The organism is Streptomyces sp. CLCI03 (assembly GCF_053615355.1).
This window is the reverse complement of the sequence record NZ_CM132132.1, coordinates 7,453,910-7,470,147: the sequence shown is the minus strand read 5'-3', so window position 1 is coordinate 7,470,147 and position 16,238 is coordinate 7,453,910. Positions and strand designations below refer to the sequence as shown.

General features: G+C 72.4%; 17 protein-coding genes. 11 read left to right on the top strand and 6 right to left on the bottom strand.

What is annotated here, in order from left to right; translation table 11 throughout:
• Positions 1–173: 173 nt before the first annotated feature.
• The gene (locus ACWG52_RS34375; protein WP_389812940.1) at positions 174–1,805 is read left to right on the top strand and encodes an FAD-dependent oxidoreductase; all 1,632 of its coding nucleotides are present in this window, start codon (positions 174–176) and stop codon (positions 1,803–1,805) included.
• A 50-nt stretch (positions 1,806–1,855) separates the two neighbouring features.
• On the opposite strand, the gene ACWG52_RS34370 is transcribed toward ACWG52_RS34375, so the two are convergent.
• Positions 1,856–2,062, bottom strand: a complete 207-nt coding sequence (locus ACWG52_RS34370) for an acyl-CoA carboxylase epsilon subunit (RefSeq protein WP_389812938.1) — start codon at positions 2,060–2,062, stop codon at positions 1,856–1,858.
• 218 nt (positions 2,063–2,280) lie between these two features.
• Between ACWG52_RS34370 and ACWG52_RS34365 the strand changes: the two genes are divergently transcribed.
• The 5 genes from ACWG52_RS34365 (at position 2,281) to ACWG52_RS34345 (ending at position 7,001) form a co-directional block, all read left to right on the top strand.
• The gene (locus tag ACWG52_RS34365) at positions 2,281–2,502 is read left to right on the top strand and encodes a hypothetical protein (protein ID WP_389812935.1); all 222 of its coding nucleotides are present in this window, start codon (positions 2,281–2,283) and stop codon (positions 2,500–2,502) included.
• A gap of 289 nt (positions 2,503–2,791) precedes the next feature.
• Positions 2,792–4,246 (top strand): glycoside hydrolase family 16 protein, encoded by a 1,455-nt coding sequence (locus tag ACWG52_RS34360; RefSeq protein ID WP_453126870.1) that lies wholly within the window; start codon positions 2,792–2,794, stop codon positions 4,244–4,246.
• 161 nt (positions 4,247–4,407) lie between these two features.
• Positions 4,408–4,920 carry a pyridoxamine 5'-phosphate oxidase family protein gene (locus ACWG52_RS34355; protein WP_389812929.1) on the top strand — a complete coding sequence of 171 codons (513 nt, stop codon included), beginning with the start codon at positions 4,408–4,410 and terminating at the stop codon, positions 4,918–4,920.
• 88 nt (positions 4,921–5,008) lie between these two features.
• Positions 5,009–5,845 (top strand): class II glutamine amidotransferase, encoded by an 837-nt coding sequence (locus ACWG52_RS34350; protein WP_389812927.1) that lies wholly within the window; start codon positions 5,009–5,011, stop codon positions 5,843–5,845.
• 145 nt (positions 5,846–5,990) lie between these two features.
• The gene (locus tag ACWG52_RS34345) at positions 5,991–7,001 is read left to right on the top strand and encodes a glutathione S-transferase family protein (protein WP_390136373.1); all 1,011 of its coding nucleotides are present in this window, start codon (positions 5,991–5,993) and stop codon (positions 6,999–7,001) included.
• A 69-nt stretch (positions 7,002–7,070) separates the two neighbouring features.
• Here ACWG52_RS34345 and ACWG52_RS34340 read toward each other — a convergent pair whose 3' ends face one another.
• Positions 7,071–7,955, bottom strand: coding sequence for an MBL fold metallo-hydrolase (locus tag ACWG52_RS34340; RefSeq protein ID WP_389812924.1), 885 nt, complete (start codon positions 7,953–7,955; stop codon positions 7,071–7,073).
• Between the two features lie 128 nt (positions 7,956–8,083).
• Here ACWG52_RS34340 and ACWG52_RS34335 point away from each other — a divergent pair, with 128 nt between their 5' ends.
• Both ACWG52_RS34335 and ACWG52_RS34330 read left to right on the top strand, forming a co-directional pair.
• Entirely contained in the window at positions 8,084–8,512 is a 429-nt protein-coding gene (locus ACWG52_RS34335) for a MarR family winged helix-turn-helix transcriptional regulator (protein WP_389812921.1), read from the top strand.
• Positions 8,513–8,592: 80 nt separating this feature from the next.
• On the top strand, positions 8,593–9,654 hold the full coding sequence (locus ACWG52_RS34330; RefSeq protein WP_389812918.1) for a LacI family DNA-binding transcriptional regulator: 1,062 nt from the start codon (positions 8,593–8,595) through the stop codon (positions 9,652–9,654).
• 111 nt (positions 9,655–9,765) lie between these two features.
• Here the strand turns inward: ACWG52_RS34330 and ACWG52_RS34325 are convergent, their stop codons facing one another.
• Positions 9,766–10,428, bottom strand: a complete 663-nt coding sequence (locus ACWG52_RS34325; RefSeq protein ID WP_390136370.1) for a DUF4360 domain-containing protein — start codon at positions 10,426–10,428, stop codon at positions 9,766–9,768.
• 228 nt (positions 10,429–10,656) lie between these two features.
• Between ACWG52_RS34325 and ACWG52_RS34320 the strand changes: the two genes are divergently transcribed.
• Positions 10,657–12,471 carry a galactose oxidase-like domain-containing protein gene (locus ACWG52_RS34320; RefSeq protein WP_390136367.1) on the top strand — a complete coding sequence of 605 codons (1,815 nt, stop codon included), beginning with the start codon at positions 10,657–10,659 and terminating at the stop codon, positions 12,469–12,471.
• On the opposite strand, the gene ACWG52_RS34315 is transcribed toward ACWG52_RS34320, so the two are convergent.
• From ACWG52_RS34315 to ACWG52_RS34305, 3 genes are read right to left on the bottom strand one after another with little or no spacing between them, the layout of a single operon-like run.
• The gene (locus tag ACWG52_RS34315; RefSeq protein ID WP_389812909.1) at positions 12,468–13,073 is read right to left on the bottom strand and encodes a HutD/Ves family protein; all 606 of its coding nucleotides are present in this window, start codon (positions 13,071–13,073) and stop codon (positions 12,468–12,470) included. The genes ACWG52_RS34320 and ACWG52_RS34315 overlap by 4 nt on opposite strands.
• Positions 13,070–13,441 carry a DUF4180 domain-containing protein gene (locus tag ACWG52_RS34310; RefSeq protein ID WP_390136364.1) on the bottom strand — a complete coding sequence of 124 codons (372 nt, stop codon included), beginning with the start codon at positions 13,439–13,441 and terminating at the stop codon, positions 13,070–13,072. Before ACWG52_RS34310 ends, ACWG52_RS34315 begins: the two co-directional genes overlap by 4 nt.
• A gap of 16 nt (positions 13,442–13,457) precedes the next feature.
• A complete protein-coding gene (locus tag ACWG52_RS34305) occupies positions 13,458–13,898 on the bottom strand; it encodes a MarR family winged helix-turn-helix transcriptional regulator (protein ID WP_389812904.1) in 441 nt (146 codons plus the stop codon).
• Between the two features lie 154 nt (positions 13,899–14,052).
• Between ACWG52_RS34305 and ACWG52_RS34300 the strand changes: the two genes are divergently transcribed.
• Both ACWG52_RS34300 and ACWG52_RS34295 read left to right on the top strand, forming a co-directional pair.
• A complete protein-coding gene (locus ACWG52_RS34300) occupies positions 14,053–15,588 on the top strand; it encodes an MFS transporter (RefSeq protein ID WP_389812901.1) in 1,536 nt (511 codons plus the stop codon).
• Positions 15,589–15,673: 85 nt separating this feature from the next.
• Positions 15,674–16,192, top strand: coding sequence for a mycothiol transferase (locus tag ACWG52_RS34295; RefSeq protein WP_389812898.1), 519 nt, complete (start codon positions 15,674–15,676; stop codon positions 16,190–16,192).
• Positions 16,193–16,238 lie beyond the last annotated feature (46 nt).

Sequence of the window (16,238 nt, the reverse complement as noted above, 5' to 3'; positions counted from 1 at the left end):
GCAGGCCGGCGCGTCTCAGGGGGAGCCGCTGTCGCTCATCGTCGTCCGGGTGGGGACGTACCGCTACATGTCCGGATCAAGCGGGTGACAACCGGCGAATCAACTGGGCCTCATCGCGGATCGGGGGCATAAAGACTCCACTCCCCCACACAGAAAACAGGAGCCCGCAGCTGATGGAAGACAACGCCGATGTTCGCGTACCGGTTCTCGTCGTGGGCGGCTCCCTCGTGGGCCTGTCCACCTCGCTTTTCCTGAGCCGCCACGGAGTGAGGCACCTGCTGGTCGAGAAGCACTCCGGCACCTCCGCACACCCGCGGGGCCGTGGCATCAACGCCCGGACGATGGAGCTGTTCCGCACGGCAGGGGCGGAGCGCGCGATCCGCCGGGCGGCGTCCGTACTGGAGGGAAATCAGGGCATTCTGCAGGCCCGGTCGCTGATCGACGGCGACCACAACTGGCTGGTCAAGTCGATCGATCCGGCCGGGGCGCTGGCCCGGTTCAGTCCGACCGGCTGGTGTCTGTGCAGCCAGAACAACATCGAGCCGGTGCTGGCCGAACAGAGCCGTGAGCTGGGCGCGGACGTGCGGTTCGCCACCGAGCTGATGAGCTTCGACCAGGACGCCACAGGGGTGAACGCCGTGGTGAAGGACCGGGAGACGGGCGAGCACATCACCGTGCGCGCCGACTTCCTGATCGCCGCGGACGGGCCGCGCAGTCCCGTCAGGGAGCAGCTGCGGATCCCCCAGACGGGTAATGGCGAGCTGTTCCACAACGTGAGCGTCACCTTCCGCTCGGAGAAGCTCGTCGAGGTGCTGGGCGACCTGCGCTTCATCGTCTGCTACCTGATCCGCCCGGGGGCGGACGGGGCACTGCTGCCGGTGGACAACAAGACGCAGTGGGTCTTCCACGCCCCGTGGCACCCGGAGCAGGGCGAGACCCTGGAGGACTTCACCGACGAGCGCTGCGTGGATCAGATCCGCGACGCGATCGGCGTGCCCGACCTGGACGTGGAGATCGGCGGCAAGGCGCCGTGGCACGCGGCCGAACGGGTGGCGCAGCGGTATTCGTCCGGTCGGGTGTTCCTGGCCGGGGACGCGGCCCACGAGATGTCCCCCACGGGGGCGTTCGGCTCGAACACGGGCATCCAGGACGCGCACAACCTGGCGTGGAAGATCGCCGCGGTACTGGACGGCTCGGCCGGCCTCGGCCTGCTCGACACCTACGAGGCCGAGCGGCTGCCCGTGGCCAGGGCCACCAGTGAGCGGGCGTCGGCCCGTTCGGCCGAACACAGCCACCCGGGGTACGCGCCCCCGCCCACGATGGGCGGCGGGCCGGGCAGCGGGGTCCTGACCACCGCCATGGGCTACTGCTACCCGCAGGGTGCGCTCGTCGGCGGCGAGCCCGGACGGCCCGTCATCCCGGAGAACCTGCGCCTGGTCGGCGACACCGGGACCCGGGCCCCCCACATGTGGGTGACCCGGGCGGGTGAACGGATCTCCACGCTGGACCTCTACGAGCGTTCCTTCGTGCTGCTCAGCGGTGCGGGGACGCCGTGGCAGGGGGCCGCGCGGCGGGTGGCCGAGCAACTGTCGCTGCGGCTGGACACCTACACCATCGGCTCCGGGCCGGATGCCGACCTGGTCCAAGAGGGGCGCTCCGACTGGGCCGAGGTCCACGCGATGAGCCCCCGGGGCGCCGTGCTCGTACGGCCGGACGGGTTCGTGGCCTGGCGCTCGGAGGAAGCCGTGACCGATGCCGCGGCGACGCTGCGCGAGGTCCTCTCGACGGTGCTGCGCCGGGCGTGAGAACCTCGCCCCCGCTTCCGCCGGCCGTGCGTGCGGCCGGCGGAAGGGGTTCAGCGGCAGGCCCAGCAACCTGCCCAGCAGCCGGCGGCCGGTACGGCGGTACGCCGGCGGCCGGGCCCGGCGGCCGCGGCCTCGTCGCCGCCGGCGGTACGCCCGGCGTAACACGCGACGACGACCGCGATCGCGGCCAGTTCCTCAGGGGCGGCGACGCCCCGCTCCACACGCAGCAGGCTCGCTATCGGGACATCCTTCGACATCGGCACGGCCTCTCTCACGGGGGCTGCGCGTGCGCCCGGTCGCTTCACGAGGGGCGGACCGGCTCGGCTCCGGCGCGGGCGGCACGCGGGTGGCTCGGAGCGCTGACGGGACGTGTTCCGCGTGAGCGAACCGGCCGGCGGACTCCGGTGGGAACACCGGGAGTCCTGTCGCGACCGACGCTACAAGAGCGCTTCCCGCGCGGCACTTCGGACCGGCCGTGGTGACCGGCCACCGGCCGCTGCTGTGCCGGGGCTGTGCCGGGAACCTGTACGCCGTCTGCACCATGGACCACGCGGGCGGGAACACGGTCGGGCAGTGGGAGGTCGACCACGAGATGCCCGTGCCGTGCCCGTTGTCCGGTCTGCTGCCGTTGACCGGGACGGCGGCCTCCGTCCATGACCTGCCCGGCGCCGAGGAGGTACTCGGTCCGCCGGCATGACGTACGGCGAGTTGGTCCGTACGGGTGAGCGCCCCGCCGCCGCCGTCCGTCCATCGGCGGCGGCGGTACGGGCCCCGGTCGACGTTCGAGGCGGCGCCCCGCGGGGCGCCGCGTTCACTGCTTGAACTCCCGCCGCCTGAAAGCGCTTTGCCGGTTCAATCTCTTGACTGCCCGTGAGGGCGCGGAGGACAGTGTCCAGCGGCGCCGCTCTGAGAGCGCTCTCAAGCGCGCCGATCCGCTGACCCTTCCCCCCCGCACCGCGCCTCGGCGCGCTTGAGAGAGGGCATCCATGCACGAGATATCCGGCGGGAAGCGGCCGACGGTCCGGCGGGCCGTCTCGGCCGCGCTGGGCACGATCACCGTCGTCGCGGCCATCGCCGCGGCCGTGATCCTGCCCGCGAGCGCCGCGGCTCCTCCCGCACCGACCGGCTGGTCCCGAGTGTTCCTGGACGAGTTCGACGGAGCCGCGGGATCCGGGGTGAACACCGCCGACTGGCTCTACACCACCGGCACCTCCTACCCCGGTGGACCCGCCAACTTCGGTACCGGCGAGATCGAGACGATGACCGCCGACCCCGCCAACGTCTCCCTCGACGGCACGGGCAACCTGCGCATCACCCCGCGCCGGGACGCCGCCGGCAACTGGACGTCCGGCCGCATCGAGACCCGGCGGGCCGACTTCGAGCCCCCGGCGGGCGGCAAGCTCCGGTCGGAGGCCCGCATCCAGATGCCGAACGTGACGGGCCCGGCCGCCAAGGGCTACTGGCCCGCCTTCTGGATGCTCGGCGCTCCGTACCGCGGCAACTGGTGGAACTGGCCGGGCATCGGCGAGATCGACATCCTGGAGAACGTCCAGGGCCTCAACAACGTCTGGGCCACCCTGCATTGCGGCACGACCCCGGGCGGCCCCTGCAACGAGACCTCCGGGATCGGCGGCCAACGCGCCTGCCCCGGCGCCACCTGCCAGGCCGGCTTCCACACGTACGCCGTCGAGTGGGACCGCTCGACCGCCGTCGAGGAGATGCGCTTCTACGTCGACGAGTTCAACTTCCATACGGTGAGGGCCGATCAGGTCGACGCGACGACCTGGACCAACGCCACGAACCACGGCTACTTCATCATCCTGAACGTGGCCATGGGCGGCGGTTTCCCGGACGCCTTCGGCGGCGGCCCGGACGCGGGCACGCAGCCCGGGCATGCGATGGTCGTCGACTACGTGTCCGTCCTGCGGTCGACCGGCGGCACCACGCCTCCCACCACACCTCCCACCACCCCGCCCACCACTCCTCCGACGACACCACCCACCACCCCGCCGACCACGCCGCCCGGCGGGCGCGACGCGTACACGGCGATCCAGGCCGAGTCCTACGACGACCAGTCGGGCCTGTCCAAGGAGAACACCACCGACAGCGGCGGCGGTCAGAACCTCGCGGCGATCGGCAACGGTGACTGGGCGGTCTTCCGGGGCGTCGACTTCGGTTCCACCCCGGCCCGGCAGTTCTACGGACGGGTGGCCTGCGGTGCGGCCGGCGGGGTCAGCGGCCTGGTCGAGGTCCGGCTCGACAACCCCGCCTCGGCTCCGGTCGGCAGCTTCTCGGTCGCCTCCACCGGCGGCTGGCAGAGCTGGCGTACGGTGCCGGCGAACATCACGGCGGTCACGGGCACCCACGACGTGTACCTGACCTTCGCCAGCGGCCAGCCGGCCGACTTCGTGAACGTCAACTGGTTCGACTTCGGTCACTGACGGCCGGCCGTGTCGTCCCCGCGGGACGTCGCGGGGACGACACGGGCGCTGCGGCCCCGCTGGACGGCCGGGGCCGCGCGGGACAGGCTGGTGAGCGACCGCCGCAGGAGACCGCAGCCGGAGCGGGAGCCGCGGCGGGAGCCGCGGCAGGAGGACAGCCCATGGCCGACGAGGAACCCCGCGCCGAGCTGGACGCGCGCTACAGCGAGGAGCGGGCCGAGGCCGTGCCCTGGCGGGAGGCCGTCACCCGGCTGGCCGCGGCGGAGCTGTACTGGCTGACGACCGTACGCCCCGACGCCCGCCCGCACGTCACCCCGCTGATCGGCGTCTGGGCGGACGGCGCCCTGCACTTCTGCACCGGGCCCGAGGAACGCAAGGCCAAGAACCTCCGCGGCAACGCGCACGTCGTCCTGACCACCGGCACCAACACCCTCCACGAGGGATTCGACCTGGTCGTCGAGGGTGTGGCGGCCCGGGTCACGGACCCCGCGCGGCTGCGCCGGCTCGCCGCCGCCTGGGAGGCGAAATACGGCGCCGAGTGGCACTTCGACATCGGCGACGGGGTGTTCGTGAATCCCGACGCGGGCGAAGCGGTGGTCTTCGCCGTGCGCCCGAGCACGGCCTTCGGTTTCGGCAAGGGCGGGTACAGCCAGACGCGCTGGCTGTTCTCCTGACCCGCCCCCTGCTCGGCCGGCCTGTCCCGCGGGAACCGTGACATCGGTGGGGTTAGGCTCGAAGCAGGTCGCGAAGGGGATGGTGCGCATGTGTCGGTGGCTCGCCTACTCGGGTTCGCCCATGCTCCTCGACACCGTGCTCTACCGCCCGGAGCACTCGCTGATCAATCAGAGCCTCCGCTCCCGGATGGGCGCGGAACCGACGAACGGCGACGGTTTCGGCATCGGCTGGTACAGCGCCGACGGCGATGGCACACCGGCCGTCTTCCGCGACGTCGGCCCGGCCTGGAACAGCCGCAACCTGCAGGAACTCGCCGCGCACGTCCGCTCGCCGCTGTTCTTCGCGCACGTCCGGGCCTCGACGGGGTCGGCGATCCAGCAGTCCAACTGCCACCCGTTCCGCCACGGCCGCTGGCTGTGGATGCACAACGGCGCGATCGCGGACTTCCACCGGCTGCAGCGCGACCTCTGCATGGCCGTCGATCCGGCGCTCTTCCCCTGCATCGAGGGGTCCACGGACTCCGAGGTGATGTTCTACCTGGCGGTCACGTTCGGTCTCGACCAGGACCCCCCGGGCGCCGTGGCCAGGATGGCGGGGCTGGTGGAGCGCCTCGGCAAGGAGCACGGCGTGCCCGAGCCGCTCCAGATGACGGTCGCGGTGAGTGACGGCGAGCGCGTGTGGGCCTTCCGCTACTCCAGCCAGGGGAAGTCCCGGACGCTGTACTACAGCAGCAGGGCCGAAACCGTCCGCCACCTCCATCCTGAGCTGCCCTACCTCAAGGAGGTCTCGGACGAGACCCGCCTCGTGGTCTCCGAGCCGCTCGGGGACCTGCCGGGCGTCTGGAACGAGCTCCCCGAGAGCAGCTACGCGGTGATCCCCTCCGGCCCCCACTCGGACTACCTCCCCTTCCTTCCCGAACTCTGACCCGCCGGGCCGGGCGGGGGCGTGGCGGGCGAGGTGGCGGGTGGGCGCTCCCCCGAAGGGCATGCCCGTCGTCACCTTCCGTGTCCGCATCGGCACGGTCGAGCCGAACCGCGCCATCGACGCACAGCGAAGGCAGGGGTCTGACGTGAGCTACGTGAAGCGGGGCGCCGCCCACGCGCGCGACAGCCGGTACCTCACCACCCGGATCACCGCCGACGGACGCGAGGGCTTCGCCGTCGAGCCGGGCCGCTACCGGCTGGTGGTCAGCAGGGCGTGCCCCTGGGCGAGCCGGGCCGTCATCGTGCGCCGGCTCCTCGGGCTGGAGAAGGCGCTCCCGATGGCGGTGGCGGGGCCGACGCACGACGAGCGGAGCCGGCGGTTCGACCTCGATCCCGGGGGCCGCGACCCCGTGCTCGGCATCGAGCGGCTCCAGGAGGCCTACCTCGCCCGTGACCCCCACTACGACCGGGGCATCACCGTTCCGGCCGTCGTCGACGTGCCGACCGGCGAGGTGGTGACCAACGACTTCGCGCGGCTCACGATCGACATGTCGCTGGAGTGGGCGGCGTACCACCGCGAGGGGGCCCCGGCGCTCTACCCGCCCGAGCTGCGGGCGGAGATCGACGCCGTGAACGAGACCGTCTACCAGGAGGTGAACAACGGCGTCCACCGTGCGGGGTTCGCCGGGTCCCAGGAGTCCTACGCCGCGGCGTACGACCAGCTCTTCGCCCGCCTCGACCGGCTCACGGAGCGGCTCGGGGCGTCCCGTTACCTGGTCGGCGGCACCATCACCGAGGCGGACGTACGGTTGTTCACCACCCTCGTGCGCTTCGACGCCGTGTACCACGGCCACTTCAAGTGCAACCGGCAGAAGCTGTCGGAGATGCCGGTGCTGTGGGCCTACGCGCGCGACCTGTTCCAGACCCCCGGCTTCGGCGACACCGTGGACTTCGACCACATCAAGCGTCACTACTATCTGGTCCACGACGACATCGACCCGACCGGCATCGTGCCCGCCGGGCCGGACCTGTCGGGCCGGCTCGCACCGCACGACCGGGCGGCGCTGGGCGGCCGCCCCTTCGGCGACGGCACCGCGCCCGGACCCGTCGCTCCCGAGGAGACCGTCCCGCCGGGGGCGAACCCGCTCTCGTCCTGAGCCGGCGCGCGGGCCGGCGCCCGGAGGCCGTCGCCGGCCCGGGACCCCGAGCGCCGCCCGCGCTCCGGTTCACCCGTCCAGAGGGCGCCAGGCCGGGCCCGCCCCGTCCTGCCGGACCTGCCCGAACACCACGTCGGCGAAGTGGACGCCGAAGCCGATGGTGTCGGGCTCCGCCAGCTCGGCGACGAGGCGGCGGCGGTGACCGGCGGTGAGGGCGCCGTCGTGGTCGAAGCCCGAGGACCAGGTCGGGTGGTCGATCTGGAGGGGCGAGTGCACGGCGTCCCCGAAGGCGATCAGACGGCGCCCGCCGCCGGTGATGACGAACTCGGCGTGCCCGACGGTGTGGCCGGGGGTGATCCGTACCCGCACACCGGGGAAGATCTCCTGACCCTCCGTGATCGTCCGCACGCGCGGCGCCAGGGCCGCGACCTGCTCGGCCATGCCCTGGGCCACCAGGAGATCGCGCCCCTCCCATTCGCCCGCGGAGATCAGGTACGCGGCGTGGGCGAACACCGGGTGGTCGCCGCCGGGCGCGGGGTGGCAGGCCCAGCCGAGATGGTCGGCGTGGAGGTGGGTGAAGGCCACCGCTTCGATGTCCTCGGGACGGCGACCGAGTTCGGCCAGACTGCGCACGAGCGAGCCACCCCGGATCGTGGCGAGCGGGCCGTCCGGGGCCGCGTGCTCCTGCGGGCCGAAGCCCGCGTCGATCAGCAGGGCGCGGCCGCCGTGCTCCACGAGCAGACCGCCGACGCTCCCCACGAGGTGGCCATCGGGATCCAGGTACTCCGGGTGCGCGGCCCACACCTCGTCGGTGCTGTCCTGGAGCAGCTGCAGGGGGCGCAGCCGCACGTCGCCGTCCGGCACGTACGACACCTTGGTGTCCCCCAGCCGTATGGAGCGGATTCCCGCGGGTCGGCGCAGTCGTACGTCCTGAGTTGCCGTCAAGTCGGCCATGGGTTCTCTCCTGTGAAGTGCCATCAGGTCACCGCGGCGTGCTCCGGCGACGACGCCACCATAAACATCAAGTTCGAATCATTCAAGCTGTAATTATTTCGACTTCATGGACTTGCTAGGCTGGTGCGATGACGACTCCCCCCGAGCTGCGGGCCATCGCCGAGCGACAGCTGTGCGGTCTGGTGAACGGGCTGGCCCAGCGCATCGCGGAGCACGTACGCGAGCGCGCCGCCACCCTGGGCCTGACCGCGTCCCAGGCGACCGCGTTGCGGGAGATGAGCGGGCCGATGACCATGCGCGAGCTCGCCGAACGCATGAGCTGCGAGCCCTCCAACACCACCTTCGTCGTCGACAAGCTGGAGAAGCAGCTCCTGATCGAGCGTCACCCGCACCCCACCGACCGCCGCGCGAAGCAGCTCGTCCTGACCGCCGAGGGCACCGCGCTCCGCGAACGTCTCCTCGCGCTCCTCGCGGTCGACTCCCCGCTGGCCGGCCTCGCCCCGGAGGAGCAGCGCGTGCTTCGGGACCTGCTGGAGCGGGCCGCGACCCGGCCGTAACCCGCCTACGGGGGAGCGACCCGGGGCGATCACCGGTTACCCTTCTGCCCGTCGAGGCCACCGTCCGTGGAGGAGCATCCGTGACCGAGCCGCGTCCCGGCAGCCGCCCCACCCTGGAGGCCGTCGCCGAGCACGCCGGGGTGTCCCGGGCCACAGCCTCCCGCGTGGTCAACGGCGGTGACGGGGTCCGCGCGCATCTGGTGGACCGGGTGCGCACGGCGATCCGCGAGCTGGGGTACGTCCCCAACCCCGCGGCCCGCACCCTCGTGACCCGACGCACCGGGGCCGTCGCGGTGATCATCGCGGAGCCGGAGGTCCGGATCTTCTCGGACCCGTTCTTCTCGCGCCAGGTCCGCGGCATCGCCAAGGAGTTGACCGCGCACGACACCCAGCTCGTCCTGCTGCTGGTCGAGGACCGCGGCGACTACGACCGGATCGAGCGGTACCTGGCGGGCGGCCACGTCGACGGCGCCCTCGCCTTCTCCCTGCACACCGACGACCCGCTGCCCGCCATCACCCGCCGCATCGGCATGCCCACGGTGTACGGGGGCCGGCCCGGTTGGACCACCGGGACCGGGGAGGGCACGGACGAGGGCGTGGTCTACGTCGACGCCGACAATCGCGGGGGCGCCCGGGAGGCGGTGCGGTACCTGCTGGCGCAGGGGCGGAGGCGGATCGCGCACATCGCCGGCCCGCTCGACCAGACCTCGGCGGCCGACCGGCTGAGCGGCTACCGGGACGCACTGGCGGCGGCCGGCCCGGAGCTGTTCGCCGAGGGGGACTTCACCCCGGCGGGCGGGGCCCGCGCGATGGCGGAACTGCTGGACCGGGACGCCGGGATCGACGCCGTCTTCGCCGGCAACGACCTGATGGCGACCGGTGCGCTGCGCGTGCTGCGGGAGAGCGGTCGCACGGTGCCCGGGGACGTGGCGCTGGTCGGCTTCGACGACGCCGAACCGGTGGCGGAGAGCGCCGATCCGCCGCTGACGACCGTACGCCAGGACATCGAGGGCATGGGCCGCCTGATGGCGCGGCTGCTGATGCGCAGCCTGAACGGCGGTCCGGACGGCGGTCGGCACGGGCGGACCGCGCCCGATCCGGTGATCACCGCCACGGCCCTGGTACGGCGCGCTTCGGCCTGACCCGGCGCCGGGCCCGCGGTGGGACCCGTACCTGACCCGGCACCGGCACCGGACACACCGCGGGGGCCCACCGGGGGTGGGCCCCCGCGGCGGGGAGCGCGTGCTCCCGGATCAGCGCCGGACCGGGCACTGCTTCCAGGAGAAGTGGTACACGCTGTTGATGCTGCCGTCCGTCGAGTCGAGCGCCATGAAGCTGGTGTGCGACGGGTCCGAGGTGCCCACTTCCGCGCGCAGCTCGGTGTTGATGTTGAAGTTGCGCTGCTCGCCGCAGGGAGCGAAGACCAGGGCCTCGATGCCCGTGGTGTCGGTCGCCTGCCAGTTGTCGACGAGTTCGCCGGTGAACTTGTGGGTCCGGTACGCGGTCTGGCTCATGCCCTGGAAGTAGTAGCTGGCCTTCTGCGTGCCGACCGCGCCCGGCGCGAGGCTGCCGAAGCCGCGGTAGTCCACCTTGGCCACGGCGTAGGTGTAGCCCTGGGGGACGTGCACGTCGAGGGAGAGGAGGCAGTTCTTGCGGCCCTCGACGGCGGAGACACCGCCGCCTGCCTGGGCCAGGTACTCGCTGTAGGTGACGGTGAAGGCCGTGTTGTCAGGCGACACGGCGACGGCGGCACTGCCTGGACGGCAGCCCGATCCGTTCACGGAGGCGACGTCCACGGTCACCTGGTCGGAGGGGGCCGCGGGCGCCGAGGGCGAGGCCCCGGCGGCGGGGGTGAGCGCGACGAGGGCCGCGGTCACGGCGGCTGCGGTGAATCCGGTGCGGAGGGACTTGATCACACCGCCATGGATAGCGGTCCGGGGCCGCCCCGGTCGGCCGACGGGCACGCGGGCTCACCTCGATGGCCGTAGCCCATCACCGCAGAAACGATAAATCTACCCAAACCCCTCCACCGAATGGCCCCAGCCGGCCCGGAGCACCGAGTCGCACCGGCCGCTCCTTCCGATTTTTCCTAATATCGGCGAGGTCCTTCAGGCCACCAGCAGTCTCCCGCGGCGAGGAGTTCCATGCCCCGCGCACCACGACCACGCTTCACCGCCCTGTCGGCGTCGGCGCTCGCCGGCGCCCTGGCCCTCGCCCTGACCGGCCCCGTCCAGGCCTTCGCCGCGGTCCACCACACCGGCGACGAGGCCGGGGTGCTCGGCGAGGAGCACGCCCGCGCGCACGCGCGGCTGCGCGAGGCCGCCAAGGGCAACAAGGGGTACCCGCAGTCGAAGCGCACATCGAGCCTGGCCTCGCTGCGGGAGTCCCAGCTCAAGGGCAACGCGAAGTTCGACGCGGCCCGTTTCGGCCGCTTCACCGCGTTCTTCCCCTCCCCCGACTTCGGCGTCCACGTGGCCCAGCTGCCGACGGGCAAGGTGCTGCTCTTCTCCTTCGAGCGCGTGGAGGCCGATCCCACCAAGGAGACCGGGCCCACCAACACGGTCGGCCGGACCAACGCGGGCCGCGCCTACCTCTGGGACCCCGCCAGGGGAACCGGGGCCGAGGCCTTCACGAACGTGCCGCCCCCGGTGGTCCTGATGCCCGACGGCGCCTACGCCCCGCGCCCGGCACCGTTCTTCTGCGCCGGTCATTCCTACCTCCCCAACGGAATGGTGGGGGTGTTCGGCGGCAACGTGGGCGGGAAGGGCGGCAGCGGCGCCAAGCTGTCCTTCGTGTTCGACCCGTGGACCGAGAAGTGGTTCCGCAACCGCGACATGGCGGTGGGGCGCTGGTACCCCTCGGTGGTGACCGGGCCGGACGGCCGGCAGATCATCATGTCCGGCCAGTCCGAGCGCGGTACGGGCACCCCCACCCCGGTGGTCGAGCGCTTCCCGGCGCTCGGGCGGCCCGTGCCCTGGCGTGCGTACGACATCCCGGCGAACGTGCCCGCGGAGCGGCTCCGGTCCCAGGCCCCCTTCCGGAACGACTATCCGCACCTCTTCTCGCTGCGGGACGGGAAGATCTACGGACTGGGCCGCGACGCGGACCAGCAGTGGCTGTTCGACCCGGTCAAGGACACCCGCACCGACCTGCCCCGGCGGCCCGCCGACTTCCGGGGCTACGGCTCCGCGGTGCCGCTGCCGGCCGGTCTCCGGGGCCCGGACTCCGTCCTGGTGCTCGGCGGCGACCCGCGCGACCCGCTCACGTACCGGCTGTCCGGCGGCCGCTGGACCATCGAGGAACCGCGGGCCTTCGGCCGCACCCAGGACGGGACCCTGATCCTCCCCGACGGGACCCTGATCACGGTGAACGGCGCCCTGGACACCCGGGACTACGGCAACGGGCCCTTCAACCCGAAGGCCGATCTGAAGTACCGGCAGATCGAACTGCGCGACGCCCGCGGCCACTGGAAGCTGGGTCCGGCCCAGCGGCTGCCCCGCGGTTATCACTCCAACGCCCTGGTCCTGCCGGACGGCCGGATGATGGTCACCGGCGACGAGCTCCAGCAGATCGCCAACGATCCCGACATCAAGGACGGGATGGACGGCAGCATCGAGCTCTACGAGCCCGCCTACCTGCACCGGGGCGCCCGGCCGGCGCTCGACCGGGCCCCGGGGGGCGACCTCGCCCACGACGCGGCCTTCCAGGTCACGAGCTCGACGGCGAAGGACGTCACGCGCGCGGTGCTGCTGGCGCCGACGACCGTCACCCACTCGGTGAACACCAGCCAGCGCCACCTGGACCTGCGGATCACCGGCGTCCGCGGCTCCACGATCGGCCTGCGCACGCCGCCGAGCGCGGCCGACGCCCCGCCCGGCTACTACATGCTCTTCCTGTTGGACGCCAAGGGCGTGCCCAGCACCGCGAAGTGGATCAAACTGGGCACCCGCACCCGCTAGAGCGGGTCCGGTGCGGAGGCCGGGCCCGGGGCGAGGCGGACGACCGCCGCGCGGCCGATCGTGCGGACGCGGCAGTCGTACGGGCCCGTCACCAGGGCCGCGTCGTACGGGAGCAGGTCCGTGCGGTCACCCGGGTGTTCGAGGACCGCCGGTCCTTCCAGCGCGGCCACCAGCAGGGTGCCGCCCGACGGGACCGCGAGGGTGAGCGTGCCCCGTACGACGGCCGTCTGCGCCTCCACCGCGCCCCTGCGGTACATCACGTTGAAGTTCACGACGGGTCCGGCGAGGAGCAGGCAGTCGGTCGGCTCGTCCCCGGGGAAGTCCTGCGGTGCGAACCGTTCGTCCACGACCCGGTGTACGCCCGCCACCGTGAGGTCCATCCCCGCGCCCTCGGCGAGGGTCAGGGTGCGCGCGATGCCGGGGAAGGCCGAGAAGGGCCCGTCGGCCCCGACCTCGGCCAGGCTCACGCGCCAGCCGAAGTCGTCCATGCCGGCGCCCTCGGGCCAGGCCGCGATCTCGCGGGTGACTCCCCCGCCGTTCTTCCAGACGGTGGCGGTCCGGTCGGCCGCCCTCAGGACGCACAGCGCGCCGGCTCCGCTCATGCCGCCCGCCCGGCCAGCCGCTCGCCCAGCTCTGCGGCATCGGCGAGAAACCATGCCTGGGTACCGCGGTTGCACTCGCGGACGAAGTCGCGCAGCGCCGGACTGGCCTCCGTGTGGCGCGAGATGTCGCCCAGGACGACGATCCCGACCCGGTACTGGACGAACTTCTGGATGATCGCGCCGGCGACGCGGGTGCTCAGCCGGAAGAACGCGTCGTCGAACCGCCCGGCGGGGATGACGACCCACTGGGCACCCTGGTAGCCGGCATCGCCGATGTAGTCGAGCGCCTCGCGTTCACCGGCGATGACCTCGCCCTCCGCCGCGCACATCAGCACGGACACGTCGTTGATCGTCTGCAAAGTACTCATGGAGGCCGAGGCTACTTCAGGCGCCCTTCTCCATCGAGGGGCGCAGGCGACCCAGCAGGGCGTAGAGCGTCGCGCTCTCGGCCTCGTCGAGGGTGTCCAGCGCACCGTGCATGGCCTGCATCTCCTCGCGTACGCGGCGGATGACCTCGCGGCCCGCGTCCGTCGCGACGACGTTCTTGACGCGGCGGTCGGCCGGGGCGGGCTCCCGGCGCACCAGCTCGCGGGCCTCCAGCCGGTCGACGATGCCGGTCACGTTGGAGGCGTCGCACACGAGCAGGGTGGCGAGGCCGCGCATGGGCACGGGGCCGTCGAGCTGGGCGAGGACCCGGGCCTGGGTGGAGGTCAGGCCGTGCTGGGCCGCGGCTGCCGCGAACTCGCGCCATTGGGCGGTGCCGATCGCGGCGAGCAGCTCCAGCAGCTGGAGCTTGGTGGGGGTCTGCGTGGCGGTGTCGCTCATACCTGGAGCGTACTCAGGATGCTTCACATTATCAATTGTTTACTTGACCACCTTAACTATCGACGTCTACCGTCGGTCGAGTTACTTGAGAAGGTCAAACATCTGCGTTCCGAAGCTCTTCAGCTCCGAAACACGAAGAAGGTTCACCCCAGTCATGAGCACCCACTCCCCCGCCACCCCGGCCGCCGGGGCCCGGAACGAGACGGTCATCGTCTTCGCCCTGAGCCTGGCCGCCATGGTCGTGTCGATGATGCAGACCCTCCCGGTCCCGATCCTCGGCCTGATCCGCGAAGACCTCGGCACGACCACGGCCAACGTGAGCTGGGTGACCACCGCCACCCTGCTGTCGGCCGCCGTCTTCACCCCGCTGCTCGGCCGGTTCGGCGACCAGCACGGCAAGAAGCCCACCCTCGTCGCCGTGCTCGGCGTCATGGTCGTCGGCTCCGTCATCGCCGCGCTGGCCACCTCGCTGCCGCTGCTGATCCTGGGCCGGGTGCTCCAGGGAGCCGCCACCGCGATCTTCCCGCTGGCCCTGTCGGTCCTGCGCGAGGAGGTGCGGCCGCAGAAGCTGCCGGGCGCGATGGCCCTGGTCAGCGGCACGCTCGCGTTCGGCAGCGGGCTCGCGCTCGTCGCGACCGGCCTGCTCACCTCCGGTTCCGGTGCGGACTACCGCAACGCCTTCTGGATGGCGACCGGCTTCGCGCTCCTCGCCCTGCTCGCGGTCGTGTTCCTGGTCCCGGCGACCCGCCACAAGACCGGCGGCCGCACCGACTTCCTCGGCGCGCTGACCCTCGGCATCGCGCTGCTGCTGCTCCTGCTGCCGATCTCCCAGGGCCACGAGTGGGGCTGGGGCTCCGCCCGCACGCTGGGCAGCTTCGCCGGCGCCGCCGCCATGGCCGCCGTCTGGGTGCTCGTCGAACGCAAGGTGCGCGAGCCGCTCGTCGACATGAAGATGTTCGTCCACCGCCCGGTGCTCATGGCCAACCTGGCCGGCGTCCTCGTCGGCTTCGGCATGTTCGCGAACTTCCTCGGCGTCTCGTACCTCGTCCAGATGCCCGAGGCCCTCACCGGCTACGGCTTCGACGCGTCCATCCTGCGCGCCTCCGTGCAGTTCCTGCTGCCGGGTGCCATCGTCTCGCTGCTCGCCTCGCCCGTGGGCGGCCAGATCGTGCGCCACCGCGGTCCGCGTACGGCACTGGCCCTGGCCGCGGCCCTCGGCGCGGCCGGCTTCGCCTGGCTCGGCCTGGACCACCAGCACAGCCTGTCGGTGATCGGCGCCGGTCTCGTCGTCGGCGCGGCCGTCAGCTTCGGTTACGCCGCCATGCCCGCCGTGATCATGTCCAGCGTCCCGCACCACCAGAGCGGCATCGCCAACGGCATCAACTCGATCTCCCGCTCCACGGGCAGCGCGATCGGCAGCGCCGTCGTCACCACGATCCTGGCCTCCAAGACCGTGGAGCACCTGCCGGCGGGGGTTCCCCCGCTGCCCGCCGAGTCCGGCTTCACCCTCACCTTCGGGATCGGGGCGGTGGCCTTCGCTCTGGTCGCGGTGATCAGCTGGATCGGCCTGCGGGGCGGGCACGGCACCGTGGCCGCGGCCGCCGGTCGCCCCGTGGCGACCGAGCCCGCGGCGGCGGCCGAGCAGGCGGACACGGCCGCGAAGGCCGAGAAGGCCGACGCCACCCGCTGACCGAGCGCCCGTCCGCCGGCCCGGCGGCCCGACCTCCGCGTGTCGCTCGCGGCGGTCGGGCCCCCGGGCCTTGCATGGTGGATCCATGAAGGCTACGGACGTCATCGCCGACGGTTTCGGACGCATCCGGGAGATCGTGCACGAGGTCGTGGAAGGGGTCCCGGCGGAACTGCTCAACGCGCGCGTGGACCCGGCGGCGAACTCGGTCACCTGGCTCGTCTGGCACCTGACCCGGGTCCAGGACGACCACATCTCGGACGCGGCCGGCACCGATCAGGTGTGGGACGCCGAGGGCTGGTCGGACCGGTTCGCCCTCCCCCTGCCCGCCGGGGCGACCGGGTACGGGCACACGTCGCGGGACGTCTACACCGTCCGGGTCGACTCGGGCGAGCTGCTGCTGGGGTACTTCGACGCGGTGCACGAGAGGACCGCCCGGTTCGTCCGAGGGCTCGCCGCCGCCGATCTCGACCGGGTGGTCGACGAACGCTGGGATCCGCCGGTCACCCTCGGGGTACGCCTGGTCAGCGTGCTCGGGGACGACCTCCAGCACGCCGGGCAGGCGGCTTTCGTTCGGGGTGTGCTGGAGCGGGAACGGGGCGTCTGAGGACGCCCTCGCCCGCCGGCACGACTCCCGCCGCCGCCGAACGCAC

What these genes read in the sequence shown, in the direction of transcription:
- ACWG52_RS34350 (WP_389812927.1), top strand. Translation starts at nt 5,009, where the DNA reads ATGTGTCGGTGGCTCGCCTACTCGGGTTCGCCCATGCTCCTCGACACC.
- ACWG52_RS34355 (WP_389812929.1), top strand. Translation starts at nt 4,408, where the DNA reads ATGGCCGACGAGGAACCCCGCGCCGAGCTGGACGCGCGCTACAGCGAG.
- ACWG52_RS34340 (WP_389812924.1), bottom strand. Translation starts at nt 7,955, where the DNA reads ATGGCCGACTTGACGGCAACTCAGGACGTACGACTGCGCCGACCCGCG.
- ACWG52_RS34295 (WP_389812898.1), top strand. Translation starts at nt 15,674, where the DNA reads ATGAAGGCTACGGACGTCATCGCCGACGGTTTCGGACGCATCCGGGAG.
- ACWG52_RS34370 (WP_389812938.1), bottom strand. Translation starts at nt 2,062, where the DNA reads ATGTCGAAGGATGTCCCGATAGCGAGCCTGCTGCGTGTGGAGCGGGGC.
- ACWG52_RS34360 (WP_453126870.1), top strand. Translation starts at nt 2,792, where the DNA reads ATGCACGAGATATCCGGCGGGAAGCGGCCGACGGTCCGGCGGGCCGTC.
- ACWG52_RS34375 (WP_389812940.1), top strand. Translation starts at nt 174, where the DNA reads ATGGAAGACAACGCCGATGTTCGCGTACCGGTTCTCGTCGTGGGCGGC.
- ACWG52_RS34300 (WP_389812901.1), top strand. Translation starts at nt 14,053, where the DNA reads ATGAGCACCCACTCCCCCGCCACCCCGGCCGCCGGGGCCCGGAACGAG.
- ACWG52_RS34315 (WP_389812909.1), bottom strand. Translation starts at nt 13,073, where the DNA reads ATGAGCGGAGCCGGCGCGCTGTGCGTCCTGAGGGCGGCCGACCGGACC.
- ACWG52_RS34305 (WP_389812904.1), bottom strand. Translation starts at nt 13,898, where the DNA reads ATGAGCGACACCGCCACGCAGACCCCCACCAAGCTCCAGCTGCTGGAG.
- ACWG52_RS34310 (WP_390136364.1), bottom strand. Translation starts at nt 13,441, where the DNA reads ATGAGTACTTTGCAGACGATCAACGACGTGTCCGTGCTGATGTGCGCG.
- ACWG52_RS34320 (WP_390136367.1), top strand. Translation starts at nt 10,657, where the DNA reads ATGCCCCGCGCACCACGACCACGCTTCACCGCCCTGTCGGCGTCGGCG.
- ACWG52_RS34335 (WP_389812921.1), top strand. Translation starts at nt 8,084, where the DNA reads ATGACGACTCCCCCCGAGCTGCGGGCCATCGCCGAGCGACAGCTGTGC.